Source organism: Streptomyces sp. NBC_01214 (assembly GCF_026340975.1).
Taxonomy (GTDB): domain Bacteria; phylum Actinomycetota; class Actinomycetes; order Streptomycetales; family Streptomycetaceae; genus Streptomyces.
Window position 1 is genome coordinate 2,793,028 of record NZ_JAPEOS010000001.1, and the last position, 19,616, is coordinate 2,812,643.

A 19,616-nucleotide genomic window follows, 5' to 3' on the forward strand; every position below is an offset into this window, starting at 1 on the left:
GGACGGGCCTCCGCCCCGGACCCCCGCGCCTCAAACGCCGGCGGGGCTTGGAGGAGACGTCGGTGGGGCTTGGAGGAGACGGCGGCGTGGGGGAAACCTTTAGGCAGCGGCGCGGTGTTCCTGTTCGGCCTCGACCGAGGCGTTCCAGTCCCGCTTGATCGCGCGCCAGCCTTCGTCCGTCTCGCCCAGGCGCCAGTAGCCCGAGATCGACAGGCGCTCGCGCGGGACGCCGCGCTCCATGCGCAGGTGGCGGCGCAGGTCCTTGACGAAGCCGGCCTCGCCGTGGACGAAGGCGTGGACGTCGGTGCTCGGGAACTCCATGGCCATGACGGCCTCCACCAGGGCCTCGCCCACCGGGCGGTCGCCGCGGTGCAGCCAGATCGGGACGATGCCGTCCGGGGTGGCGATCTTCAGCTCGTCGGCCGGGCCGTCGATCTCGATGACGGCGTGGACCTGCGCGCCCGCCGGCATCCGCTCCATCGCGGCGGCGATCGCCGGCAGGGCGCTCTCGTCGCCCACCAGGAGGTGCCAGCCGGCCACCGGGTCCGGGGCGTAGGCGCCGCCAGGACCGAGGAAGCGCACGACCTCGCCCGGCTGTACCCGCGCCGCCCAAGGGCCGGCCAGGCCCTCGTCGCCGTGGACCACGAAGTCGAGGGTCAGCTCCAGGTGTGCGGGGTCCCAGCTCCGTACCGTGTACGCGCGCTGGCGCGGCCACTGCGCGCGCGGGAAGTCGGCGCGGATCCGGTCCAGGTCCCACGGCGCGGGGTAGCTGACGCCCACCGGGGCGAACAGCAGCTTGACGTAATGGTCGGTGTACTCGCCCGCGCCGAACTCCCGGAGGCCCTCACCGCCCAGCACGAGGCGCACCATGTGCGGCGACAGCCGCTCGGTGCGTACGACGACGGCGGTGCCGACGGTGCGGGCGCGTCCTTCTGCCACGGTGACTCCCCTGACTCCATGAAACTTAGCCTTACCTAAGTTATCACCTCATGGGCGCAGCACACTGTTCAGGCGAGCGACTGCACCCCCCAGACCCCACCGATGGGCTAGCGCATCCAGCAGTTCGGGCTGCGCCGGGGCCGTCGGAAGGGCCGGGTCGAACGCCGGGAGCGGCACGTCCGAGGCCACCTGGACCACCTTCGGGGCCACTGCCAGATAGGGCCGGGACTCGTCCAGCCGCTTGCGCTGGGTCGGGGTCAGCTTCGACTTCGGGTCGTCGACCGCCGCGATGATCCCGGCCAGGGTGCCGTAGGCGTCCAGGAGTTTGGTGGCCGTCTTCTCGCCGATGCCGGGGACGCCCGGCAGGCCGTCGCTCGGGTCACCGCGCAGCAGCGCCAGGTCCGCGTAACCGGGGCCGTCCACCCCGTACTTCTCGCGGAGCCACGCCTCGTCGGTCACTTGCAGGGTGCCCACGCCCTTGAGCGGGTACAGCACCCGTCGCTGCCGGGCGTCGTCCACCAGCTGGTAGAGGTCCCGGTCGCCGGTGACGATGTCCACCGGGCCGCTCGCGCGGGCCGTGAGCGTGCCGATCACGTCGTCCGCCTCGTACCCGGCGACCCCGACCCGGGCGATGCCGAAGGCGTCCAGCGCCGCCTCGATGATCGGCACCTGCGGGGCGAGCGTGTCCGGGGTCTCCTCCACGTCGGGGCCGGTCTCGGTCTCCTCGGCCACCCGGTGCGCCTTGTAGGAGGGGATCAGCTCCACCCGCCAGTGCGGCCGCCAGTCGGCGTCCATGCACGCCACCAGATCGTCCGGCCGGTGGTCCTGCACGAGCCGGCCGATGAAGTCGAGCAGCCCGCGCACGGCGTTGACCGGGGTGCCGTCGGGGGCCTTCACCGAGTCCGGCACACCGAAGTAGGCGCGGTAGTAGAGGGAGGCGGTGTCCAGGAGCATCAGGCGTCGTGTCGTCACGGAGTCGATGATGCCGCAACGTCCCCCGGCGGACGTCCCGGCCGTCGGGGCGCCCCGCGCCGCGACGGACAGTGAGCGCATGTGTACGGGAAGAGCCGTGCACGCGAAACCGGAGGCGGTTGCTGCGTAAGGTGCTTACAGCACACCGATGTGCGACAGACATGGGGAGGGCAGCCCCGACATGAACGACAGGGACGGCACCGACGGCATTGATGGCATGGACGGCAAGCTGAGCGAGCGGGACGACAAGAGCAAGGACAAGGACGGCAAGGAGCCGCTCCGAGTGGGCGTGGCCGTGCGCAAGCGGCGCCGCGCGCTCCACCTCACGCTGGCCGCGGTCTCGGCGCGCAGCGGCCTGTCGGTGCCCTTCCTGAGTCAGATAGAGAACGAGCGGGCCCGGCCCAGCATGCGCTCCCTGGAGCGGGTCGCGGACGCGCTGGAGACCACGGCCGTCGAGCTGCTGGCCGCCTCCGACACCGCACGCACGGTGGACCTCGTACGGGCCGGTGACGCCCCCGGGCTCACCCCCGTCCCGGGCGTACGGCCCCTGGTGCGCGGCCACCACCAGCTGCACGCGATGGAGTTCACCGGCGACCAGGACGCCGGAGGCGAGTACCAGCACCGCAACGACGAACTGATGTACGTGGTCGAGGGCGCCTGCCAGGTCGAAGCGGAGGGGCGGGCGTACCGGCTGGAGAGCGGGGACGCGCTGTTCCTGTCCGGCGGCGTGCGCCACCGCTGGCGGGCGGTCACCGAGGAGACCCGGATCCTGGTCGTCGCGGTGGGCGAGCACATCCACGCGACCTCCGAGCCCCCGTCTCCGGGACACTGAGCGGCGTGCGGCGGGTCGTCTCGCTGGTGCCCTCGCTGACCGAGGCGGTGGCCGTGAGCGCGCCGGGGCTGTTGGTCGGGGTCACCGACTGGTGCACGCACCCCGGGGACCTCGGCGACGCGGTGCGGATCGGGGGGACGAAGAACCCCGACGTGCGGCGGATCGCGGAGCTCCGGCCGGACCTGGTGATCGCCAACGAGGAGGAGAACCGGGCCCCCGACCTGGCGGCGCTGCGCGCGGCCGGGGTGGAGGTGCTGGTCACCGAGGTCCGGACGCTGCCGCAGGCGCTGCGCGAGCTGGACCGGGTGTTGGTGGGGGCGCTGGGGCTGGCGAGGCCGGGGTGGCTGGCGGATGCGGAGCGGGCGTGGGCCCGGGTGGAGCCGTTCGCGGAGCGCACCGCCTTCGTGCCGATCTGGCGGCGGCCGTGGATGGTGCTGGGCCGGGACACCTTCGCCGGGGACCTGCTGGCGCGGCTCGGGGTCCGCAACGTCTACGCCGGACACCCCGAGCGGTATCCTCGGGTGCCGGTGGAGGAACTCGCCGCGGCCGGATGCGACCTGGTGGTGCTCCCGGACGAGCCGTACCGCTTCACCGCCGAGGACGGCCCGGAGGCCTTCCCGGGGCTGCCGGCCGCCCTCGTCGACGGCCGGCACCTGACCTGGTACGGGCCCTCGCTGGCCGGGGCGCCGGAGGTGCTGGCGACGGTCCTGCGCGCGGCGCTGTAGCCCGTCGGCCCCTTGGCCCCTGGGCTCGGGCCGGTCGGTGGTGCCGGGGCTCTGCCCCGGACCCCGCGCCTCAAGCGCCGGCGGGGCTGGGTGGTGTGGGGCGGTGCCCCGCCGGAATGTCTCCTCGGCTCGCGCGGTGCGGCATGTCGCGGTCGTGCTCGGTGGTGCGCGCTCGTCCTGCGGGGACACTCCACCGTGTCCCCACCCCACGGCAAGGCTCCGACAGTGCCCCGAAGCCGCCCCGACGCGTGGGGAGCGGGGGTGTGGAGGAGTGTCCCCGCAGGACGAGCGCGCGACCGCCGGGTACTGCCGAGACATGCCCGCACGCGCCGAGCCGAGGAGACACCCCTGTCCGGCCCCGCGGACCGGCCCGCACCGCGCCCGGATACCCGCCTGCCCCGCCGAGGAGAGGCCCCGCGGACCGGCCCGCACCGGGCCCGGGTTCCGGTCCGCAGGACGAGCGCGTTGCCAGGTACGCCGAGATGGCTCGCGCGCGCCGAGCCGAGGAGACACCCCTGCCCGGCCCTGCGCACCCGGCCCGCGCCGCGAGGCCCGTACCTGCCCGCCCCGCCGAGGGAATGGTCAGCCGGTCAGCAGGCGGCCGGAGAGCAGGCCGCGGAGGGTGTGGGCGGCGGCCAGGAGCCAGGCGGTCAGCAGGCCGAGGAAGAGGGCGGTGGCGAGCCAGGCGAAGGCGGTCAGGCCGGTGTGGTGCGCGAGGCCGGTGGCGCCGGTGACGCAGGTGCCGACGGGGAAGGTCAGGGCCCACCAGGTCATCGCGAAGCCCATGCCGCCGCGGGCCGCCCGCACCAGCATGGCCGCGGCCAGGGCCAGCCACAGCAGGGCGAAGCCCATCACGGGGACCCCGTAGACGACGGCGAAGGCGCCCAGCGCGCCGGCGTAGGTGCCGTCGATCGACTGGGGGGCGACGTCGGCGAGCTGGTTCACGGCCGTGGTGGACTGGCCGAGGGGGCCCAGGACCAGGAACAGGGTCGGGGTCAGGGCCAGCGGGAGGGGGCCGCCGACGATCAGCCGGCCGAAGATCAGGGGGAGCATCAGCAGGGTGGCCAGCAGGCTGATGCCGAACATGGCGTAGCAGGCGAGCAGCAGGGTCTCGCGGGGCTGGCCGGCGGGCAGGTGGGGTATCAGCAGCGGGCCCAGGGCGGCGGAGACCATCGGGGCGACGAGGGGGAGCAGCCAGACGGGAGTGGCCTGCCCGGGCTCGACCTTGTGCCGTACGACCATCAGGTAGGGCACGGCCACGGCCATGACCAGGCCGATTGCGGTACCGGCGGTGAAGAGCACGGCGTCCACGGCGACGGCGGCGCCGGTGCCGATGAGGTCCTTGCCGACGATGAGGGTGCCGCCGCCGACGGCCAGCAGCGCCATCGCGAGGCATCCGTAGAACGGGGCGACGGCCGGGTCCAGGAGGTGGGCGCGGGCCTGGTCGCGGTGGTGGAGCCAGTGCCCGGCGCGGGCCGTGAGCAGGACGGCGAGGAGGACGGCGGACAGCGCCCAGAGCAGCTGGCAGGCCACGCGCTGGCCGGGGAGCTGGTACGGGAGGGTCGCGCCGGCGTTGGCGAGGATCGCCGTGCCCATGACGCAGGCGTACCAGTTGGGGCCGAGGTGCCGCAGTGCGGGGGCCTTGTGGGCCCGGACCGCGGGAAGGGTGTGGGTGCGGGGTCGCACGAGGGTGGTGGCCATGGATCCAGCCTCGTGCCGGGGCGGACGGGGCGGCAGAGGTCATCTCCCTATGAGGCCATAAACTGATGTTATGGGTAATGAGGAGTGGGTTCCGCTGGCACACCGGGTACCGGACCTGGGCGCGATGGAACTGCTGCTCGCGGTCGCGCGGGTCGGCAGCCTGAGCGGCGCGGCCCGGCGCCTCGGCATCACCCAGCCCGCGGCGAGCAGCCGGATCCGGGCGATGGAGACCCGGCTCGGCGTGGCCCTGGTGGACCGCTCGCCGCGGGGGTCGACGCTGACGGCCGAGGGCGCGCTCGTCACGGACTGGGCCCGGCGGGTGGTGGAGGCGGCGGAGGCCTTCGACGCGGGTGCGCAGGCGCTGCGCGGGCGCCGGGACTCGCGGCTGCGGGTGGCCGCCAGCATGACCATCGCGGAGTACCTGCTGCCGGGCTGGCTGATCGCCCTGCGCGGGCAGCGCCCGGACACGGCGGTGTCCCTGCACGCGGGGAACTCGGCGGTGGTCGCCGAACGGGTCCTCGCCCACGAGGCCGACCTCGGCTTCGTCGAGGGCCTGACCGTGCCCGAAGGACTGGATTCGGCGGTGATCGCGCAGGACCGCCTGGTGGTGGCCGTGGCCCCGGGGCACCCGTGGGCCCGCCGCGCCAAGGGGGTGGCGGCGGCCGAGCTGGCCTCGACCCCGCTGATCCTGCGCGAGCGGGGTTCGGGCACGCGACAGGTCCTGGACGCCGCGCTGGCCCCGGCCGGCGGGCTGGCCGCGCCGCTGCTGGAACTGGCGTCGACCACGGCCGTGAAGGCGGCGGCGCTGAGCGGTGCGGGGCCGTGCGTCCTGTCGGAGCTGGCGGTCGGCGACGAACTGGGCGCGCGGCGCCTGGTCGAGGTCCCGGTGTCGGGCGCGCCGCTCGACCGGGCCCTGCGGGCGGTCTGGCCGACCGGTTCCCGCCCGGCGGGCCCGGCCCGGGACCTCCTGTCCTTGACGCACCGGCGGATCTAGGCCGTCTTGGGGGTGGGGCGCGGCGCCCCTGGTCCGATCGGGGGAGGAGGGATCGATTCGGCGCGGTGTGGACGGTGACCGGGGTGCGCGACACCGGAAAGGTGGCTCGTGCACGTTTGTCGCTCTCCCGAGGAGGACCCAGATGCGTCTTCGCCATGCCGCCGTCGCCGCCTTCGGCGCCGTCACCCTGCTGCTCACGATCCCGACGTCGGCCGCGGCCGCGGAGGGACAGTTCCAGTACACGGTCTCCGGCCTCGACGGCAGCCCGCTGAGGGTCGTACTGGAGAACCCGCCGAGCGGGGAGTGCATCACGCTGCCCGAGGTGGCCGACCCCTCGGCCAGTTCCCCGGCGCACTCGCCGCGCAACCGGACCGACGAGGTGGCGATCGTGTTCACCGAGCCGGACTGCACGGGCAGGGAGTTCAGGCTGCGGCCCCGCACGGGCTTTGGCACGGAGCGGCTGGAGCTGCGGTCGGTGGTCTTCGTCCGCCCCGAGTGAGGGGCGGCGGCCGGTCCCGGAGCCGCGCGGGGAGGCTCAGCTCTGCGAGCTGAGCCGCTTCGTCAGGAGCGATCCCACGACGATCAGCGCGACGCCCAGCCACCACATGGTGTCGAAGATGAGGACGGCGATCCCGATCGGCACCAGCAGGCCCGCAAGCGGCAGCAACAGGCCGGCCGGGCCGGGCGGTTCGGGGCCCTCGCCGGTGGCCTCGCGGACCGCCCGGGCGCGGACGACGTCCGGGTACCAGGCGGTGAACTTCAGCGCGGCGACGATGGCCAGGATCTGGATGATCCAGCCGGTCCAGATGTTGTTCGGGTTGTGCAGGACGAGGTCCCCGTAGGCGCCCGCGAGGGCCGCCACCACGAAGGCCGAACCCCACACGCCGGTGATCACGTAGTTGGCGCGGATGAAGCCGGGCGCGTGCCAGTGCGACGGATCGACCTGTTCGCGGGCGTACTGGAGGGTGAAGGGCATCCTCGCGGCCATCGAGCCGAAGGCGATCAGGGCGAGGGTGATGTTCGCGACCTCGCCCGCGTACGTCTCCAGCCAGCGCAGGGTCCCGTCGCTCGCCAGGGCTCCGACGACGGCCATCGAGGCGAAGAACACCACGTCGGCGAGTTCCAGGATCTTCCAACTGCTGCCGCGGTTGACCAGGTGGCTGGTCGTGATGAGCGCGACGGCCGTGGCCAGCGCCAGTCCGACCGCGAGCTCGAACCGCCCGGGGCCGACCAGTAGGGAGAAGACGATCCACGGGGCCATTCCGATGACCGGGTTCTCCAGGAGCCTGGAGACCGGGCCGGATGCCGTGCCCTCCGCTTCGGTCCGCATCCTTCCAGCCTGCCCGCCGGGCGGGGGACCGGCCAATCGGGCCGGGCGGTCACGCACGCCGCCCGTCCCCCGCGCACCGTCGGGCGCGCGGGGGACGGGCGGAGGGGGAAGCGGGAAGGGGAAGGGGAGAGGGAGGGAGAGGGAGGGGGAGGGGCGCGGGCGTCAGCCCACCGGTACCGCGGTGCGGACGGAGGCCGCCTGGACCAGGGCGGACATCACCCGCGTGTCCTCGTCCCGCTCCGGGTGCCACTGCACGCCCAGCACCCAGCGCTCCGGGTCGGGCACTTCGATCGCCTCCACCGTGCCGTCGACCGCGTGGGCCGAGACGACCAGGCCGTGGCCCAGCCGGTCGACGGCCTGGTGGTGGTAGGTCGGGACCTGCGCCTCCTCCGGGACCAGCTCCGCGTACCGGGTGCCCGGGACCGGGCGGACCGGGTGCGAGGACATGGCGCCCGGAGTTTCGAAGTGGCCGTCGACGTGCTGGATCAGCGTGCCGCCCAGGGCCACGTTGAGGGCCTGCATGCCCCGGCAGATGCCGAGCAGGGGCAGGTCCGCATCCAGTGCGGCGGCGATCAGCGCCAGTTCCCAGTGGTCGCGGACCGTGGCGGGGGCGCCCGTACGGGAGTCGCGCGCAGCTCCGTAGTGCACGGGGTCCAGGTCCGGACCGCCCGCGACGACCAGGCCGTCCACCCGGCTCAGCACCTCCGCCGCCGAACCGGGTTCGTCCGGCGGGAGCAGCACGGCCGCGCCGCCCGCCGCCTGGACGAGCTCGTAGTACCCGGTCGGTACGAGCGATGTCGGGAGGTCCCACACCCCGTAGCGGGTGGAATCCTCGACGTAGGTGGTGATGCCGATGAGCGGCCTGGGCACGTTCGTTACCTCCAACGGGGGCGGAGCAGGGCAGGAACAGGGTTTCAGTCGCGGGTCAGTTCCGCCTCGGCTTCCGCGAGAGCCGCGAACTCCTCCTCCGGGGCGGAGGCCACCAGGTGGTGCCGGCTGTAGAACGCGAAGTAGGCGAGGGCGACGGCGTACACGGCCAGGGCGATGAACGCGGCGTCCTTGTCTACCAGGAAGGTCGCGACCAGGGCCGACAGGGCGAGCGCGAAGGCCACCGAGGAGGTCAGGATCCCGCCCGGGGTGCGGTACGGGCGCTCCAGGTCCGGCTCCCGGCGGCGCAGCACGATGTGCGAGAGCGCCATCAGGGCGTAGGAGATGGTGGCGCCGAACACCGCGATGTTGAGCATGCGGGCTCCGTCGCCGGTGGCCGCGGCGAGGGCGAAGCCGATCGCGCCGGGGATGATCAGACCCAGGTACGGGGCCTTGCGCTTCGAGGTGAGCGAGAGGAAGCGGGGCAGGTAGCCGGCCCGGGAGAGGGCGAAGAGCTGGCGCGAGCCCGCGTAGATGAGGGAGAAGAAGGAGGCCACCAGGCCGGCCAGGCCCGCGTAGTTCACGAAGCGGCTGAGCGCGGTCGGGCCGCCGTCCCCTTCCAGGGCCACGACCAGCGGGTTTCCGGCGGCCTTGACGGCGTCGGCACCCTGGGCGCCGGTCGCGGCGAAGAAGGTGATCAGGGCGAGCAGGGCGAGGATGCCCATGGAGATGGACAGGGCCTTCGGCATCGAGCGGACCGGGTCCTTGGCCTCCTCGGCCGCCAGCGGTACGCCTTCCACGCCGAGGAAGAACCACATGCCGAAGGGGAACGCGGCCCAGATGCCCAGTACGCCCAGCGGCAGCCAGGAGTTCGAGCCGAAGGCGTCCGCGTCGACGGGGATGTTGTTCAGGCCGGAGGCGTCGAACTCGGTGAAGGCCCCCACGGCGAAGATCAGCAGCGCGGCGACGGCGATCGCGGTCACGACGAGACTGAAGCGCAGTGCCTCGCCCACGCCCCACAGGTGGACGCCGATGAAGATGACGAAGCAGCCGAGGTAGACGGGCCAGCTCGAAGTGAGTCCGAAGAGGCCGAGGGATTCGACGTAGTCGCCGATGAAGATGACGATCGCGGCCGGGGCCAGGATGTACTCGATGAGGATGGCCGTGCCGGTGAGGAAACCGCCCCACGGACCGAGTGCGCGGCGGGCGAAGCCGTAGCCGCCGCCCGCGGTCGGCAGGATGGTGGACAGCTCGGCCAGCGAGAAGACCAGACAGGCGTACATCGCGCCCATCAGGACGGTGGCGATGGCGAGGCCGCCGAAGCCGCCCTTGTCGAGGCCGACGTTCCAGCCGGAGAAGTCCCCGGAGACGACGTAGGCGACGCCGAGACCGGTGAGGAGCAGCCAGCCGGCGCTGCCGCGGCGCAGCGTCCGGCGCGCGAGGTATTCGTCGGGGCCGTCCCCGCCATCGGGGGACGTGGTGGGTGCGGGTACGGCGGCGAGCCGTGCCTCGATGTCGTCGGCCATCGTGCGCTCCTGCCTCAGGGCAATGGTTGTGGGGCGTACCTTTGCCTTAGAGGAGTGGAGTGCGCAAGACCTCTGCGTTAAACAGAAGTTACGAAACCCTCTCGGGCGCCCCCGGCGTCGCTCAGGTCAGGAAGCCCCGCAGGAGCGCCGCGGTGCCGCAGCAGTGCTCGCGCATGGTCTCCCGGGCCCCGGCCGCGTCGCCCTCCAGCACCGCCTCCACCAGCGTGCTGTGCTGCTGCTGCGAGTGCTCCAGGTTCCGTACGAGCAGCGGGATGCAGTCCAGCAGGTCGTTGACGGTGGCCCGGACGGCGGCGTACTGGGCCGTCAGGGTGGCCGACCCGGCCAGTTCGCACAGGGTGAGGTGGAAGAGCGTGTCCTGGCGGCGGTAGTCGGCGAGCGGAGCGTCGTGGGTGGCGGCCAGGGCGCCGAGCAACCGTTCGGTGCCCTCCTCGGTCAGGCCCTGGGAGGCGCACAGTCCGGCCGCCCCCACCTCCAGGACCTCGCGGAACCGCAGGACGTCCTCGATGTCCACCCCCGCGACGCGCCGGCGCAGCTCCTCCTCGGCGCCGCTGGCCGGGGTGTCGGGCCGGGACAGCACGAACGTTCCGCCGTACCGCCCGCGCCGGGCCTCCACGAGCCCCTGGTCCTGGAGCACCTTCAGCACCTCGCGCAGGGTCACCCGGCTGATTCCCATGCGCTCGGCCAGCTCGCGCTCGGGCGGCAGCCGTTCGCCGCCCGGCACCAGACCCAGCCGGACCACCTGGAGGATCTGCTGCAGCGCCTCCTCGAAACCGTTGCCCGCCCGCACCTGTCGCAGCACGGGATTCAGTCGCGCGACGGCGTCGCCTTCGCTCGTCGTATCGGTCATCTCGGCTCCTCCCCTTCCCAAGCAATGGTTCTATTCAATACCTTAGGCCTCCTCGGCTCACCGAAGGAGAGATTCCAGTGGTAGACCGCAAGCCGCCGCTCGCGCCCGAGGAGCTCCGCTCCCTCGTCGCCAGTGGTGAGATCGACACAGTGGTCCTGGCCTTCCCCGACATGCAGGGGCGGCTCCAGGGCAAGCGGTTCGCCGCACAGTTCTTCCTCGACGAGGTCCTCGAGCACGGTACCGAGGGCTGCAACTACCTCCTCGCCGTCGATACCGACATGAACACCGTCGACGGTTACGAGATGTCCTCCTGGGACCGGGGCTACGGCGACTTCGCCATGCACCCCGACCTCGCCACCCTGCGCCGCATCCCCTGGAACCCCGGCAGCGCCTTCCTCCTCGCCGACCTCGCCTGGAACGACGGCTCGCCCGTCGTCGCCGCGCCCCGGCAGATCCTGCGCCGCCAGCTGGAGCGCCTCGCCGAGGCCGGCTACACCGCGATGGTCGGCACCGAGCTGGAGTTCATGGTCTTCCAGGACACCTACGAGCAGGCCTGGAACTCGGGCTACCGCGACCTGACCCCGGCCAACCAGTACAACATCGACTACTCCGTCCTCGGGACCGGCCGCATCGAACCCCTGCTGCGCCGGATCCGCAACGAGATGCAGACCGCGGGCCTGATCGTCGAGTCGGCCAAGGGGGAGTGCAACCTCGGCCAGCACGAGATCGCCTTCCGCTACGACGAGGCGCTCACCACCTGCGACCAGCACTCCGTCTACAAGACCGGAGCCAAGGAGATCGCCTCCCAGGAAGGTGTCTCGCTCACTTTCATGGCCAAGTTCGACGAGCGCGAGGGCAACTCCTGTCACATCCACCTCTCGCTTGCCGATACCGACGGACACAACGCCATGGCCGGGGACGGTCCAGGCGGAATGTCACCGGTGATGCGACACTTCCTGGCCGGCCAGCTGGCCGCGCTGCGCGACTTCTCCCTTCTCTACGCCCCGAACATCAATTCGTACAAGCGTTTCCGGCCGGGTTCCTTCGCCCCGACCGCCGTCGCCTGGGGCGTGGACAACCGGACCTGCGCGCTCCGGGTCGTCGGCCACGGCCGCTCCATGCGCTTCGAGAACCGCCTCCCCGGCGGCGACGTGAACCCGTACCTCGCCGTCGCCGGCCTGGTCGCCGCCGGGCTCTACGGCATCGAGAACCGCCTGGAGCTTCCCGAGGTCTGCTCCGGGAACGCCTACACCGCCGACTACGCACACGTCCCCGCCACCCTGCGCGAGGCCGCCGAGCTCTGGGAGAACAGCGAGATCGCCAAGGCCGCCTTCGGCCCCGAAGTGGTCGCGCACTACCGGAACATGGCCCGCGTGGAACTCGACGCCTACGACTCCGCGGTGACCGACTGGGAGCTGCGCCGCTCCTTCGAACGCCTGTAGCCACTGCACGCCACCGAACGAAACTGTGAGGCACCACGTGTCCGATGCGCTGGCCCCTTTCAATCTAAGAGTGCTGAATCCGGCCACCGAGGAAACCGTCGCCATCGTCCCGGCCGCCACACGGGACGATGTCGACGCCGCCGTAGCCCGGGCCACCGCGGCCCAGCGGGCCTGGGCGGCGGCCGCCCCCGCCGACCGGGCGCGGCTGCTGCGCCGCTTCGCCGCGGTCGTCGACGGCCACATCGAGGAACTGGCCCAGCTGGAGGTCCGTGAAGCCGGCCACACCATCGGCAACGCCCGGTGGGAAGCCAGCAACGTACGCGACCTCCTCGACTTCGCCGCCGGGGGAGTGGAACGGCTCTCCGGCCGCCAGATCCCCGTCGCCGGCGGCATCGACGTCACCTTCCTCGAACCCCTCGGCGTCATCGGCGTGATCGCCCCGTGGAACTTCCCCATGCCGATCGCCGCCTGGGGCCTGGCCCCGGCCCTCGCCGCCGGCAACGCCGTCATCCTCAAGCCCGCCGAGACCACCCCGCTGACCGCCCTGCGCCTCGCCGAACTCGCCCTCGAAGCCGGGATCCCCGAACACCTCTTCCAGGTGCTCCCCGGCCGCGGGGACGTCGCAGGCGACGCACTCGTCGAACACCCCGGCGTCGCGAAGATCGTCTTCACCGGGTCCACGCGCGTCGGCAAGCAGATCATGGCCAAGTGCGCCGAGCGGGTGAAGCGCGTCACCCTCGAACTCGGCGGCAAGAGCCCCAACATCGTCTTCGCCGACGCCGACCTCGAAGCGGCCGCGGCCGCCACCCCCATGGCCTTCCTCGACAACACCGGCCAGGACTGCTGCGCCCGCACCCGGATCCTCGTACAGCGCTCCGTCTACGACCGCTTCCTGGAGCTCGTCGCCCCCGGCATCGCGGCCGTCGCCGTGGGCGACCCGCTCGACGAGAAGACCCAGATGGGCCCGCTGATCTCACGGACCCAGCTGGACCGCGTACGGTCCTTCGTCACCGACGACCTCACCGCGATCCGCGGCACCGCCCCCGAGGGCCCCGGCTTCTGGTACCCGCCCACCCTCGTCACGGACGTCGCCCCCACCGCGCCCGTGGCCGCCGAGGAGGTCTTCGGCCCGGTCGCCGTCGTCCTGCCCTTCGAGGACGAGGAGGACGCCGTACGCCTGGCCAACGCGACCGAGTACGGCCTCTCCGGGTCCCTGTGGACCCGCGACATCGGGCGAGCGCTGCGCGTCTCGCGCGCCGTCGCCGCCGGCAACCTGTCCGTCAACTCCCACAGCAGCGTGCGCTACTGGACCCCCTTCGGCGGCTACAAGCAGTCCGGGCTCGGCCGTGAGCTCGGACCCGACGCCCTCACCGCTTTCACCGAGACCAAGAACGTCTTCATCAGCACGGAGGCCTGAAACACATGTCCAACGAAGAGATCGTCTGCCGCCGCCTGGTCGGCCGCACCGCCGTCATCACCGGAGCCGGCAGCGGCATCGGCCTGGCCACCGCCCGCCGCCTGGCCTCCGAGGGCGCCAACGTCGTCTGCGCCGACATCGACGAGACCGCCGGCAAGGCCGCGGCCGAAGAGGTCGGCGGCACCTTCGTCAAGGTCGACGTCACCAGCCCCGAGGAGGTCGAGGCGCTCTTCAAGACGGCCTTCGACACCTACGGCTCCGTGGACATCGCCTTCAACAACGCGGGCATCTCGCCCCCGGACGACGACTCCATCCTGACCACCGGCCTGGAGGCCTGGAAGCGCGTCCAGGACGTCAACCTCACCTCCGTCTACCTCTGCTGCAAGGCCGCCCTGCCCTACATGCAGCGCCAGGGCCGCGGCTCCATCATCAACACCGCCTCCTTCGTCGCCATCATGGGCGCCGCCACCTCCCAGATCTCCTACACCGCCTCCAAGGGCGGGGTCCTGGCCATGTCCCGCGAGCTCGGCGTGCAGTTCGCCCGCGAGGGCATCCGCGTCAACGCCCTGTGCCCGGGGCCCGTGAACACCCCTCTGCTGCAGGAGCTGTTCGCCAAGGACCCCGAGCGCGCCGCCCGCCGCCTCGTCCACATCCCGCTGGGCCGCTTCGCCGAGCCCACCGAGATCGCCGCCGCCGTCGCCTTCCTCGCCAGTGACGACTCCTCCTTCATCAACGCCACCGACTTCCTCGTCGACGGCGGCATCTCCGGCGCGTACGTGACCCCGCTGTAGGTCGCACCGGCACTACGACCGCACCGCACCCCGGCCGGCTGGGCGCACCCTGGCCGGCCGGGCACCGCGAGGTGCCCGGCCGGTCCCTCAGGGCTGTCCCGATCCCGAAGGAGCAGCATGCAGAGAAAATGGGCCCCCCTCGCCCTCGTCGCGGTCACCGGATCCGGCCTCCTCGCGGCCCCGCCGGCCGCGGCCGCGCACACCCCCTGTCCCCGGGTCACCGTCGGCTCCGGCTGGTACGGGGACAACCAGGCCCGCCTCCAGCAGCTCATCGACCAGTACGGCAGCTGCAACCCGTACCGGCCCGGCCGCACCAAGCCCGTCGCCGTCTTCGACTGGGACAACACCGTCGTCAAGAACGACGTCGGCGACGCCACCATGTTCTGGCTCCTGCGCAACGGCCGGATCCGTCAGCCCGCCGCCGGGGACTGGTCCACCACCAGCCGCCACCTCACCCCCGCCGCCGCGAAGGCCCTGGCCGACGCCTGCGCCGCGCTCGCCCGCCCCGGCACCCCGCTGCCCACCGGAACCCCCGCCGGAGCGGCCTGCGCCGACGAGATCAACGCCGTCTACGGCACCGCCGCGACCCGCACCGGTGCCCCCGCGTTCGCCGGCTGGGACCGCCGCACCACCGAACCCTCGTACGCCTGGCTCCCCCAGCTGATGCAGGGCTGGACCGCCCGCGAGATCCGCGGCTTCGCCGCCGCCGCCCGTACCGAGAACCTCGCCGCGCCCATCGGCAGCACGCAGAAAGTGGGCAGCGGCACCGCCACCGGCTGGGTCCGCTACTACGACCAGCAAAAAGACCTGGTCAAGGGCCTCCAGAAGGCCGGCTTCGACGTGTGGATCAGCTCGGCCTCCCCCCAACCCGTGGTCGAGGTCTGGGCCCAGGGCGTCGGCATCGCGGCCGACCACGTCATCGGCATCCGCAACACCACCACCCACGGCGGGAAGTTCACCCCCCACCTCCAGGGCTGCGGATCCGTCCGGGACGGCGCCGACACGATGATCACCTACATCGACGGCAAGCGCTGCTGGATCAACAAGGAGGTCTTCGGCGTACGCGGCGCGGCCGCCGAGAAGGTCCAGCCCGCCGCCCGCCGTCAGGTGTTCGCCGCCGGCGACTCCGACACCGACATCTCGTTCCTGCGCGACGCCACCGCCCTACGGCTCGTCGTGAACCGCAACAAGAACGAGCTGATGTGCCGGGCCTACGACAACAGCGACGGCCGCTGGATCGTCAACCCCATGTTCATCGAGCCGAAGAAGCAGAAGACCGACCCCTACCCGTGTGCGACGACCGGCTACGTCGACCACGACGGCACCAAGGGACCGGTCCTGCGGGGCGACCGCAGCGTCGTCCCCGACCAGACCGACTCCGTGTACTAGAGGGGTACTGGAAGTGCACTAGAGGAAGGTGCGCCCCTCACCCCGGTAGGTCGGCGCGCTGTCGGTGACCCGGTCGCCCTCGATCAGGTGCAGGGTGTCGAACCGCTCGCACAGCTCGCCCGCCTTCGCGTGCCGGAACCAGACCCGGTCGCCGATCAGCAGATCGTCGGCCGGGCTGCCCAGCAGCGGGGTCTGCACCTCGCCCGCGCCCTCCTGGGGGTCGTAGCGCAGCCCCTGGGGCAGGTACGGGACCGGAAGCCGGTCCGTCCCGGCCGCCCCGGAGGCCGGATAGCCGCCCCCGAGCACCGTCACCACGCCCACCCCGGGCCTGCGCACCACGGGCTGGGCGAACAGGGCCGCCGGACGCCCGCTGAACGACGTGTAGTTGTCGAACAGCCGCGGCATGTACAGGCCGGAACCGGCCGCTACCTCCGTCACCGCTTCCTCGGCAGCCGTCTGCTGCACGCTGCCGGTGCCGCCGCCGTTGACGAACTCCAGATCCGGTACGATGGCGCGCACGGCCCGCACCACCTCGGCCCGCCGCTCCGCCAGCTCCTTGCGGGCCGCGCCCTGCATCAGCCGGATGGTCCGGGACCGCAGCGGGCGACCCACCAGCGAGTCCCCGACCCCGGCGACGTGACCCTCGTACGCCATCAGCCCCACCACCCGGAACCCGGGGCGGGAGGCCACTGCCCGGGCCAGTCCGGCCAGTTGCGCAGGCTCGCGCAGCGGAGACCGGCGAGCCCCGACCCGTACCCGGCCGCCGAACAGCCGCAGGGACGTGTCCAGCTCCAGACAGACCCGGATCTCCTCGGCGCCGCCGTCCCGGGCCGCGTCGATTAGGTCCAGCTGCGCCGGATCGTCCACCATCACCGTGACCGCGCCGGCCAGCTTGGCGTCGTTCGCCAGCTCGCCGAAACCAGCCCGGTCGGTGGAGGGATAGGCGAGGAGCACGTCCTCGAACCCGGACCGGGCCAGCCAGAGCGACTCTGCGAGGGTGTACGACATGATCCCGGCGAACCCGGGGCGGGCGAGGACCCGTTCCAGCAGCGCGCGGCACCGGACCGACTTGCTCGCCACCCGGACCGGCTTGCCGGCGGCGCGGCGGACGAGATCGTCGGCGTTGGCGTCGAAGGCGTCGAGATCCACGATGGCCAGCGGCGCGTCCAGGTGCGCGGTCGCCCGGTCGTACCGGGCGCGGTCGGTGGCGGGGGAGTTCATGGGCGGCAGCTTGCCAGAGGTCTCTACCGGTGGGTAGAGGTTCCCCGCCCCGCCCTTTCCCCGTTTCCCGAGGCTCCGCCCCGGAGTTCCGCGCCTCAATCGCCGGCGCGGCTGGGGGTGGTGCGGCCGTCGGTCCGCGGGCCTCGAGGCCGGGGCTCCGCCCCGTACCCCGCGCCTCAATCGCCGGCGGGGCTGGATCGGGCCTCCGTTGCCCCGCGGCTCGAACGTCGGTGGGGCTGGGGGTGGTGCGGCCGTCGGTCCGCGCGCCTTGAGGACCGGGGCTCCGCCCCGTACCCCGCGCCTCAATCGCCGGCGGGGCTGGATCGGCAGCCTCCGTACCCCGCGCCTCGAAGGCTGGTGGGGCTGGGGGTGCTGCGGCTGTCGGTCCGTGGGTTTCGAGGTTGGGGCTCCGCCCCGTGCCCCGTGCTTCGATCGCCGGTGGGGTTGGATCGGCGGCCGGGCCGGATTGGGGTGGTACCGGCAAGCACCGCGTGCTGGCGACGCCGTAGAGTACGGGCAGGCAGCCGTACGGAACGGGGGGCGGAGCCGCCGGATGACCACGACGACACCGCGGACCGCACTCGTGGGCGAGCCCGAACCGACCGCGCAGCCCGCCCCCGCGAACCCGCGCCGCCACCCCGCACGGGTCGTCGCCGCCACGCTCTGCGTCCTCCTCGGCAGCGGCCTCGTCGGCGGGGCCGCCTTCACCACCTGGGCCGAACACCGTGCCGCGGCCCGCCCCCTCCCCGCCGACGCCGCCTATCGCAAGGCCGGTTCGCTGTGGCGGGCCGCCCCGGTCGACAGCCTGCTCCCGCCCGTCCTGAACGGCCCCTCCGCAGGTCCCGGCGGCGCCGACCGCACCTGGACCCGGATCGCGCTCGCCCCCGACGCCGACTGCCCGGCCGCCCTCGCCGCCGACTGGCAGGCCGTACTGGCCGCCACCGGCTGCACCCGCGTGCTGCGCGCCACCTACACCGACGCCACCCGCAGCTCCCTGATCACCGTCGGCATGGTCTTCACCCCCGCCGACGCCCCCGCGATGACCGCCCTCAAGGGCCGGATCCCCGCACCGCCCGCTTACGGGTTCACCGACGCGCAGCGCGCCGCCTGGGCCACCTCCGTACTCACCGAGGCACCCGTCGTCGTCTACACCGTCTCCGCCTTCGCCGACGGCCGCCCCCTGGACGCGCCCCGCCCCGCCGAGGAGCTGATGAAGAAGGACGCCACGGGAGCCGCCGCCCAAGCCGGCCTCGGCCACGAGGCCCGGGCGCTCGCCGACCGCGTGGGCCACGGCCTCGCCTTCCTCGCCGCACCACCCGCACCGTCCGCCACGCCCGCACCGTCCGCCACGCCCGCACCGACCACCCCGGAGCCCACCCGATGATCCGCCGGGCCTCCGGGCAGGCGGCCGCCGCCCTGCTCGCCGCGACCCTCCTCGTGTCCGCCACCGCGGCCCCCGCCGCCGCCGACAACATCCGCGACCGCCAGTGGGGCCTGTTGGCCCTGCGCGCCGAGGAGGCCTGGGGCACCACCCGGGGCTCCGGGGTCACCGTCGCCGTCCTCGACACCGGCGTCGACGAATCCCATCCCGACCTCTCCGGCCAGGTCCTCGCCGGCACCGACCTCATCGGCATGGGGGCCGGCCCCGGCGACCGCGCCTGGGCCCGCCACGGAACCGCCATGGCGAGCATCATCGCCGGGCACGGCCACGGCCCCAGCCGCGGCCAGGGCGTCCTCGGCATGGCCCCGCAGGCACGGATCCTGCCCGTCCGGGTGATCCTCGAAGAGGGCGACCCGGGCCGCTCCCAGGCCCGCGACAGCAAGGGCGGGGCCCTCGCCGAGGGCATCCGCTGGGCCGCGGACCACGGCGCCGACGTGATCAACCTGTCCCTCGGCGACGACAGCGACTCCGCCCACCACGAGGCGGGGGAGGACGAGGCCGTCCAGTACGCCCTCGCCAAGGGCGTGGTCGTCGTGGCCTCCGCGGGCAACGGCGGCGAGGCGGGCGACCGCGTCTCCTACCCGGCCGCCTATCCGGGGGTCATCGCCGTCACCGCCGTCGACCGGCGCGGTAGGAAGGCCAAGTTCTCCACCCGCAACTGGTACGCCACCGTCAGCGCCCCCGGTGTCGACGTCGTCATCGCCGACCCCGACCGCTCGTACTACGAGGGCTGGGGCACCAGCGCCGCGGCGGCCTTCGTCTCCGGCGCCGTGGCCCTCGTCCTGGCCGCGCACCCCGACCTGACCCCGGCCCAGGTGAAGAAGCTGCTGGAGGACACCGCCTCCGACTCCCCGGACGGCGGCCGCGACGACGCCCGCGGTCACGGGCTGGTCGATCCCGTCGCCGCCCTCCAGGCCGCCGAAGGGATGCGCCCGGAGGCTCCGGCACCGGCGCCCGCCGCGGCCGGCAGCACGTACTTCGGCCCCGGCCCCGAACCGGTCCGCCCGCCCGAGCGGGGCGCCCGGCTGGGAGCCCCGGCGGCAGCGGTCGCGGGAACGGTGCTGCTGGTCCTGGCCGCCGTACTCGCGCGGCGCCCGCGCCGGGGCACCCGGGGCCGTGGCCAGGACCCGTACGCGGCACAGTAGGGTCGGGTAACTGTGG

General features: G+C 73.2%; 18 protein-coding genes. 10 read left to right on the top strand and 8 right to left on the bottom strand.

Annotated elements, in window-relative coordinates:
- Window positions 1–99 precede the first annotated feature (99 nt).
- Window positions 100–939, bottom strand: a complete 840-nt coding sequence (locus OG594_RS13340) for a siderophore-interacting protein (protein ID WP_266598444.1) — start codon at window positions 937–939, stop codon at window positions 100–102.
- Between the two features lie 48 nt (window positions 940–987).
- Window positions 988–1,893 (bottom strand): 5'-3' exonuclease, encoded by a 906-nt coding sequence (locus OG594_RS13345; RefSeq protein ID WP_266602885.1) that lies wholly within the window; start codon window positions 1,891–1,893, stop codon window positions 988–990.
- A gap of 235 nt (window positions 1,894–2,128) precedes the next feature.
- Between OG594_RS13345 and OG594_RS13350 the strand changes: the two genes are divergently transcribed.
- Together OG594_RS13350 and OG594_RS13355 are read left to right on the top strand one after the other, a co-directional pair.
- Complete coding sequence (locus tag OG594_RS13350; protein ID WP_266602887.1) at window positions 2,129–2,743, top strand: helix-turn-helix domain-containing protein; 615 nt, start codon at window positions 2,129–2,131, stop codon at window positions 2,741–2,743.
- Window positions 2,744–2,748: 5 nt separating this feature from the next.
- Window positions 2,749–3,468, top strand: a complete 720-nt coding sequence (locus OG594_RS13355; protein WP_266598446.1) for a helical backbone metal receptor — start codon at window positions 2,749–2,751, stop codon at window positions 3,466–3,468.
- A gap of 582 nt (window positions 3,469–4,050) precedes the next feature.
- Here OG594_RS13355 and OG594_RS13360 read toward each other — a convergent pair.
- The gene (locus OG594_RS13360) at window positions 4,051–5,169 is read right to left on the bottom strand and encodes a TDT family transporter (RefSeq protein WP_266598448.1); all 1,119 of its coding nucleotides are present in this window, start codon (window positions 5,167–5,169) and stop codon (window positions 4,051–4,053) included.
- 70 nt (window positions 5,170–5,239) lie between these two features.
- On the opposite strand from OG594_RS13360, the gene OG594_RS13365 reads away from it, so the two are divergent.
- On the top strand, window positions 5,240–6,163 hold the full coding sequence (locus OG594_RS13365) for a LysR family transcriptional regulator (RefSeq protein ID WP_266598450.1): 924 nt from the start codon (window positions 5,240–5,242) through the stop codon (window positions 6,161–6,163).
- 142 nt (window positions 6,164–6,305) lie between these two features.
- Window positions 6,306–6,662: a hypothetical protein gene (locus OG594_RS13370; protein WP_266598452.1), complete on the top strand. Its 357-nt coding sequence runs from the start codon at window positions 6,306–6,308 to the stop codon at window positions 6,660–6,662.
- Between the two features lie 36 nt (window positions 6,663–6,698).
- Here OG594_RS13370 and OG594_RS13375 read toward each other — a convergent pair whose 3' ends face one another.
- The 4 genes from OG594_RS13375 to OG594_RS13390 form a co-directional block, all read right to left on the bottom strand.
- A complete protein-coding gene (locus tag OG594_RS13375; protein WP_266598454.1) occupies window positions 6,699–7,493 on the bottom strand; it encodes a hypothetical protein in 795 nt (264 codons plus the stop codon).
- 162 nt (window positions 7,494–7,655) lie between these two features.
- Complete coding sequence (locus OG594_RS13380) at window positions 7,656–8,363, bottom strand: gamma-glutamyl-gamma-aminobutyrate hydrolase family protein (RefSeq protein ID WP_266598456.1); 708 nt, start codon at window positions 8,361–8,363, stop codon at window positions 7,656–7,658.
- A gap of 44 nt (window positions 8,364–8,407) precedes the next feature.
- Window positions 8,408–9,886 (bottom strand): ethanolamine permease, encoded by a 1,479-nt coding sequence (gene eat / locus OG594_RS13385; protein ID WP_266598458.1) that lies wholly within the window; start codon window positions 9,884–9,886, stop codon window positions 8,408–8,410.
- A gap of 121 nt (window positions 9,887–10,007) precedes the next feature.
- Window positions 10,008–10,754 (bottom strand): FadR/GntR family transcriptional regulator, encoded by a 747-nt coding sequence (locus OG594_RS13390; protein WP_266598460.1) that lies wholly within the window; start codon window positions 10,752–10,754, stop codon window positions 10,008–10,010.
- A 77-nt stretch (window positions 10,755–10,831) separates the two neighbouring features.
- On the opposite strand from OG594_RS13390, the gene OG594_RS13395 reads away from it, so the two are divergent.
- The 4 genes from OG594_RS13395 (at window position 10,832) to OG594_RS13410 (ending at window position 15,793) form a co-directional block, all read left to right on the top strand.
- Window positions 10,832–12,196: a glutamine synthetase family protein gene (locus OG594_RS13395; protein ID WP_266598462.1), complete on the top strand. Its 1,365-nt coding sequence runs from the start codon at window positions 10,832–10,834 to the stop codon at window positions 12,194–12,196.
- Window positions 12,197–12,266: 70 nt separating this feature from the next.
- Entirely contained in the window at window positions 12,267–13,613 is a 1,347-nt protein-coding gene (locus tag OG594_RS13400) for an aldehyde dehydrogenase (protein WP_266598464.1), read from the top strand.
- 5 nt (window positions 13,614–13,618) lie between these two features.
- Window positions 13,619–14,404 carry a 3-oxoacyl-ACP reductase gene (locus OG594_RS13405; RefSeq protein ID WP_030011343.1) on the top strand — a complete coding sequence of 262 codons (786 nt, stop codon included), beginning with the start codon at window positions 13,619–13,621 and terminating at the stop codon, window positions 14,402–14,404.
- A gap of 117 nt (window positions 14,405–14,521) precedes the next feature.
- Window positions 14,522–15,793, top strand: coding sequence for a haloacid dehalogenase-like hydrolase (locus tag OG594_RS13410; RefSeq protein ID WP_266598466.1), 1,272 nt, complete (start codon window positions 14,522–14,524; stop codon window positions 15,791–15,793).
- Window positions 15,794–15,811: 18 nt separating this feature from the next.
- On the opposite strand, the gene OG594_RS13415 is transcribed toward OG594_RS13410, so the two are convergent.
- Window positions 15,812–17,014, bottom strand: a complete 1,203-nt coding sequence (locus OG594_RS13415; protein ID WP_266598468.1) for an amino acid deaminase/aldolase — start codon at window positions 17,012–17,014, stop codon at window positions 15,812–15,814.
- Between the two features lie 553 nt (window positions 17,015–17,567).
- Between OG594_RS13415 and OG594_RS13420 the strand changes: the two genes are divergently transcribed.
- Window positions 17,568–18,398, top strand: coding sequence for a hypothetical protein (locus OG594_RS13420; protein WP_266598470.1), 831 nt, complete (start codon window positions 17,568–17,570; stop codon window positions 18,396–18,398).
- The gene (gene mycP, locus OG594_RS13425; RefSeq protein ID WP_266598472.1) at window positions 18,395–19,600 is read left to right on the top strand and encodes a type VII secretion-associated serine protease mycosin; all 1,206 of its coding nucleotides are present in this window, start codon (window positions 18,395–18,397) and stop codon (window positions 19,598–19,600) included. Before OG594_RS13420 ends, mycP begins: the two co-directional genes overlap by 4 nt.
- Window positions 19,601–19,616 lie beyond the last annotated feature (16 nt).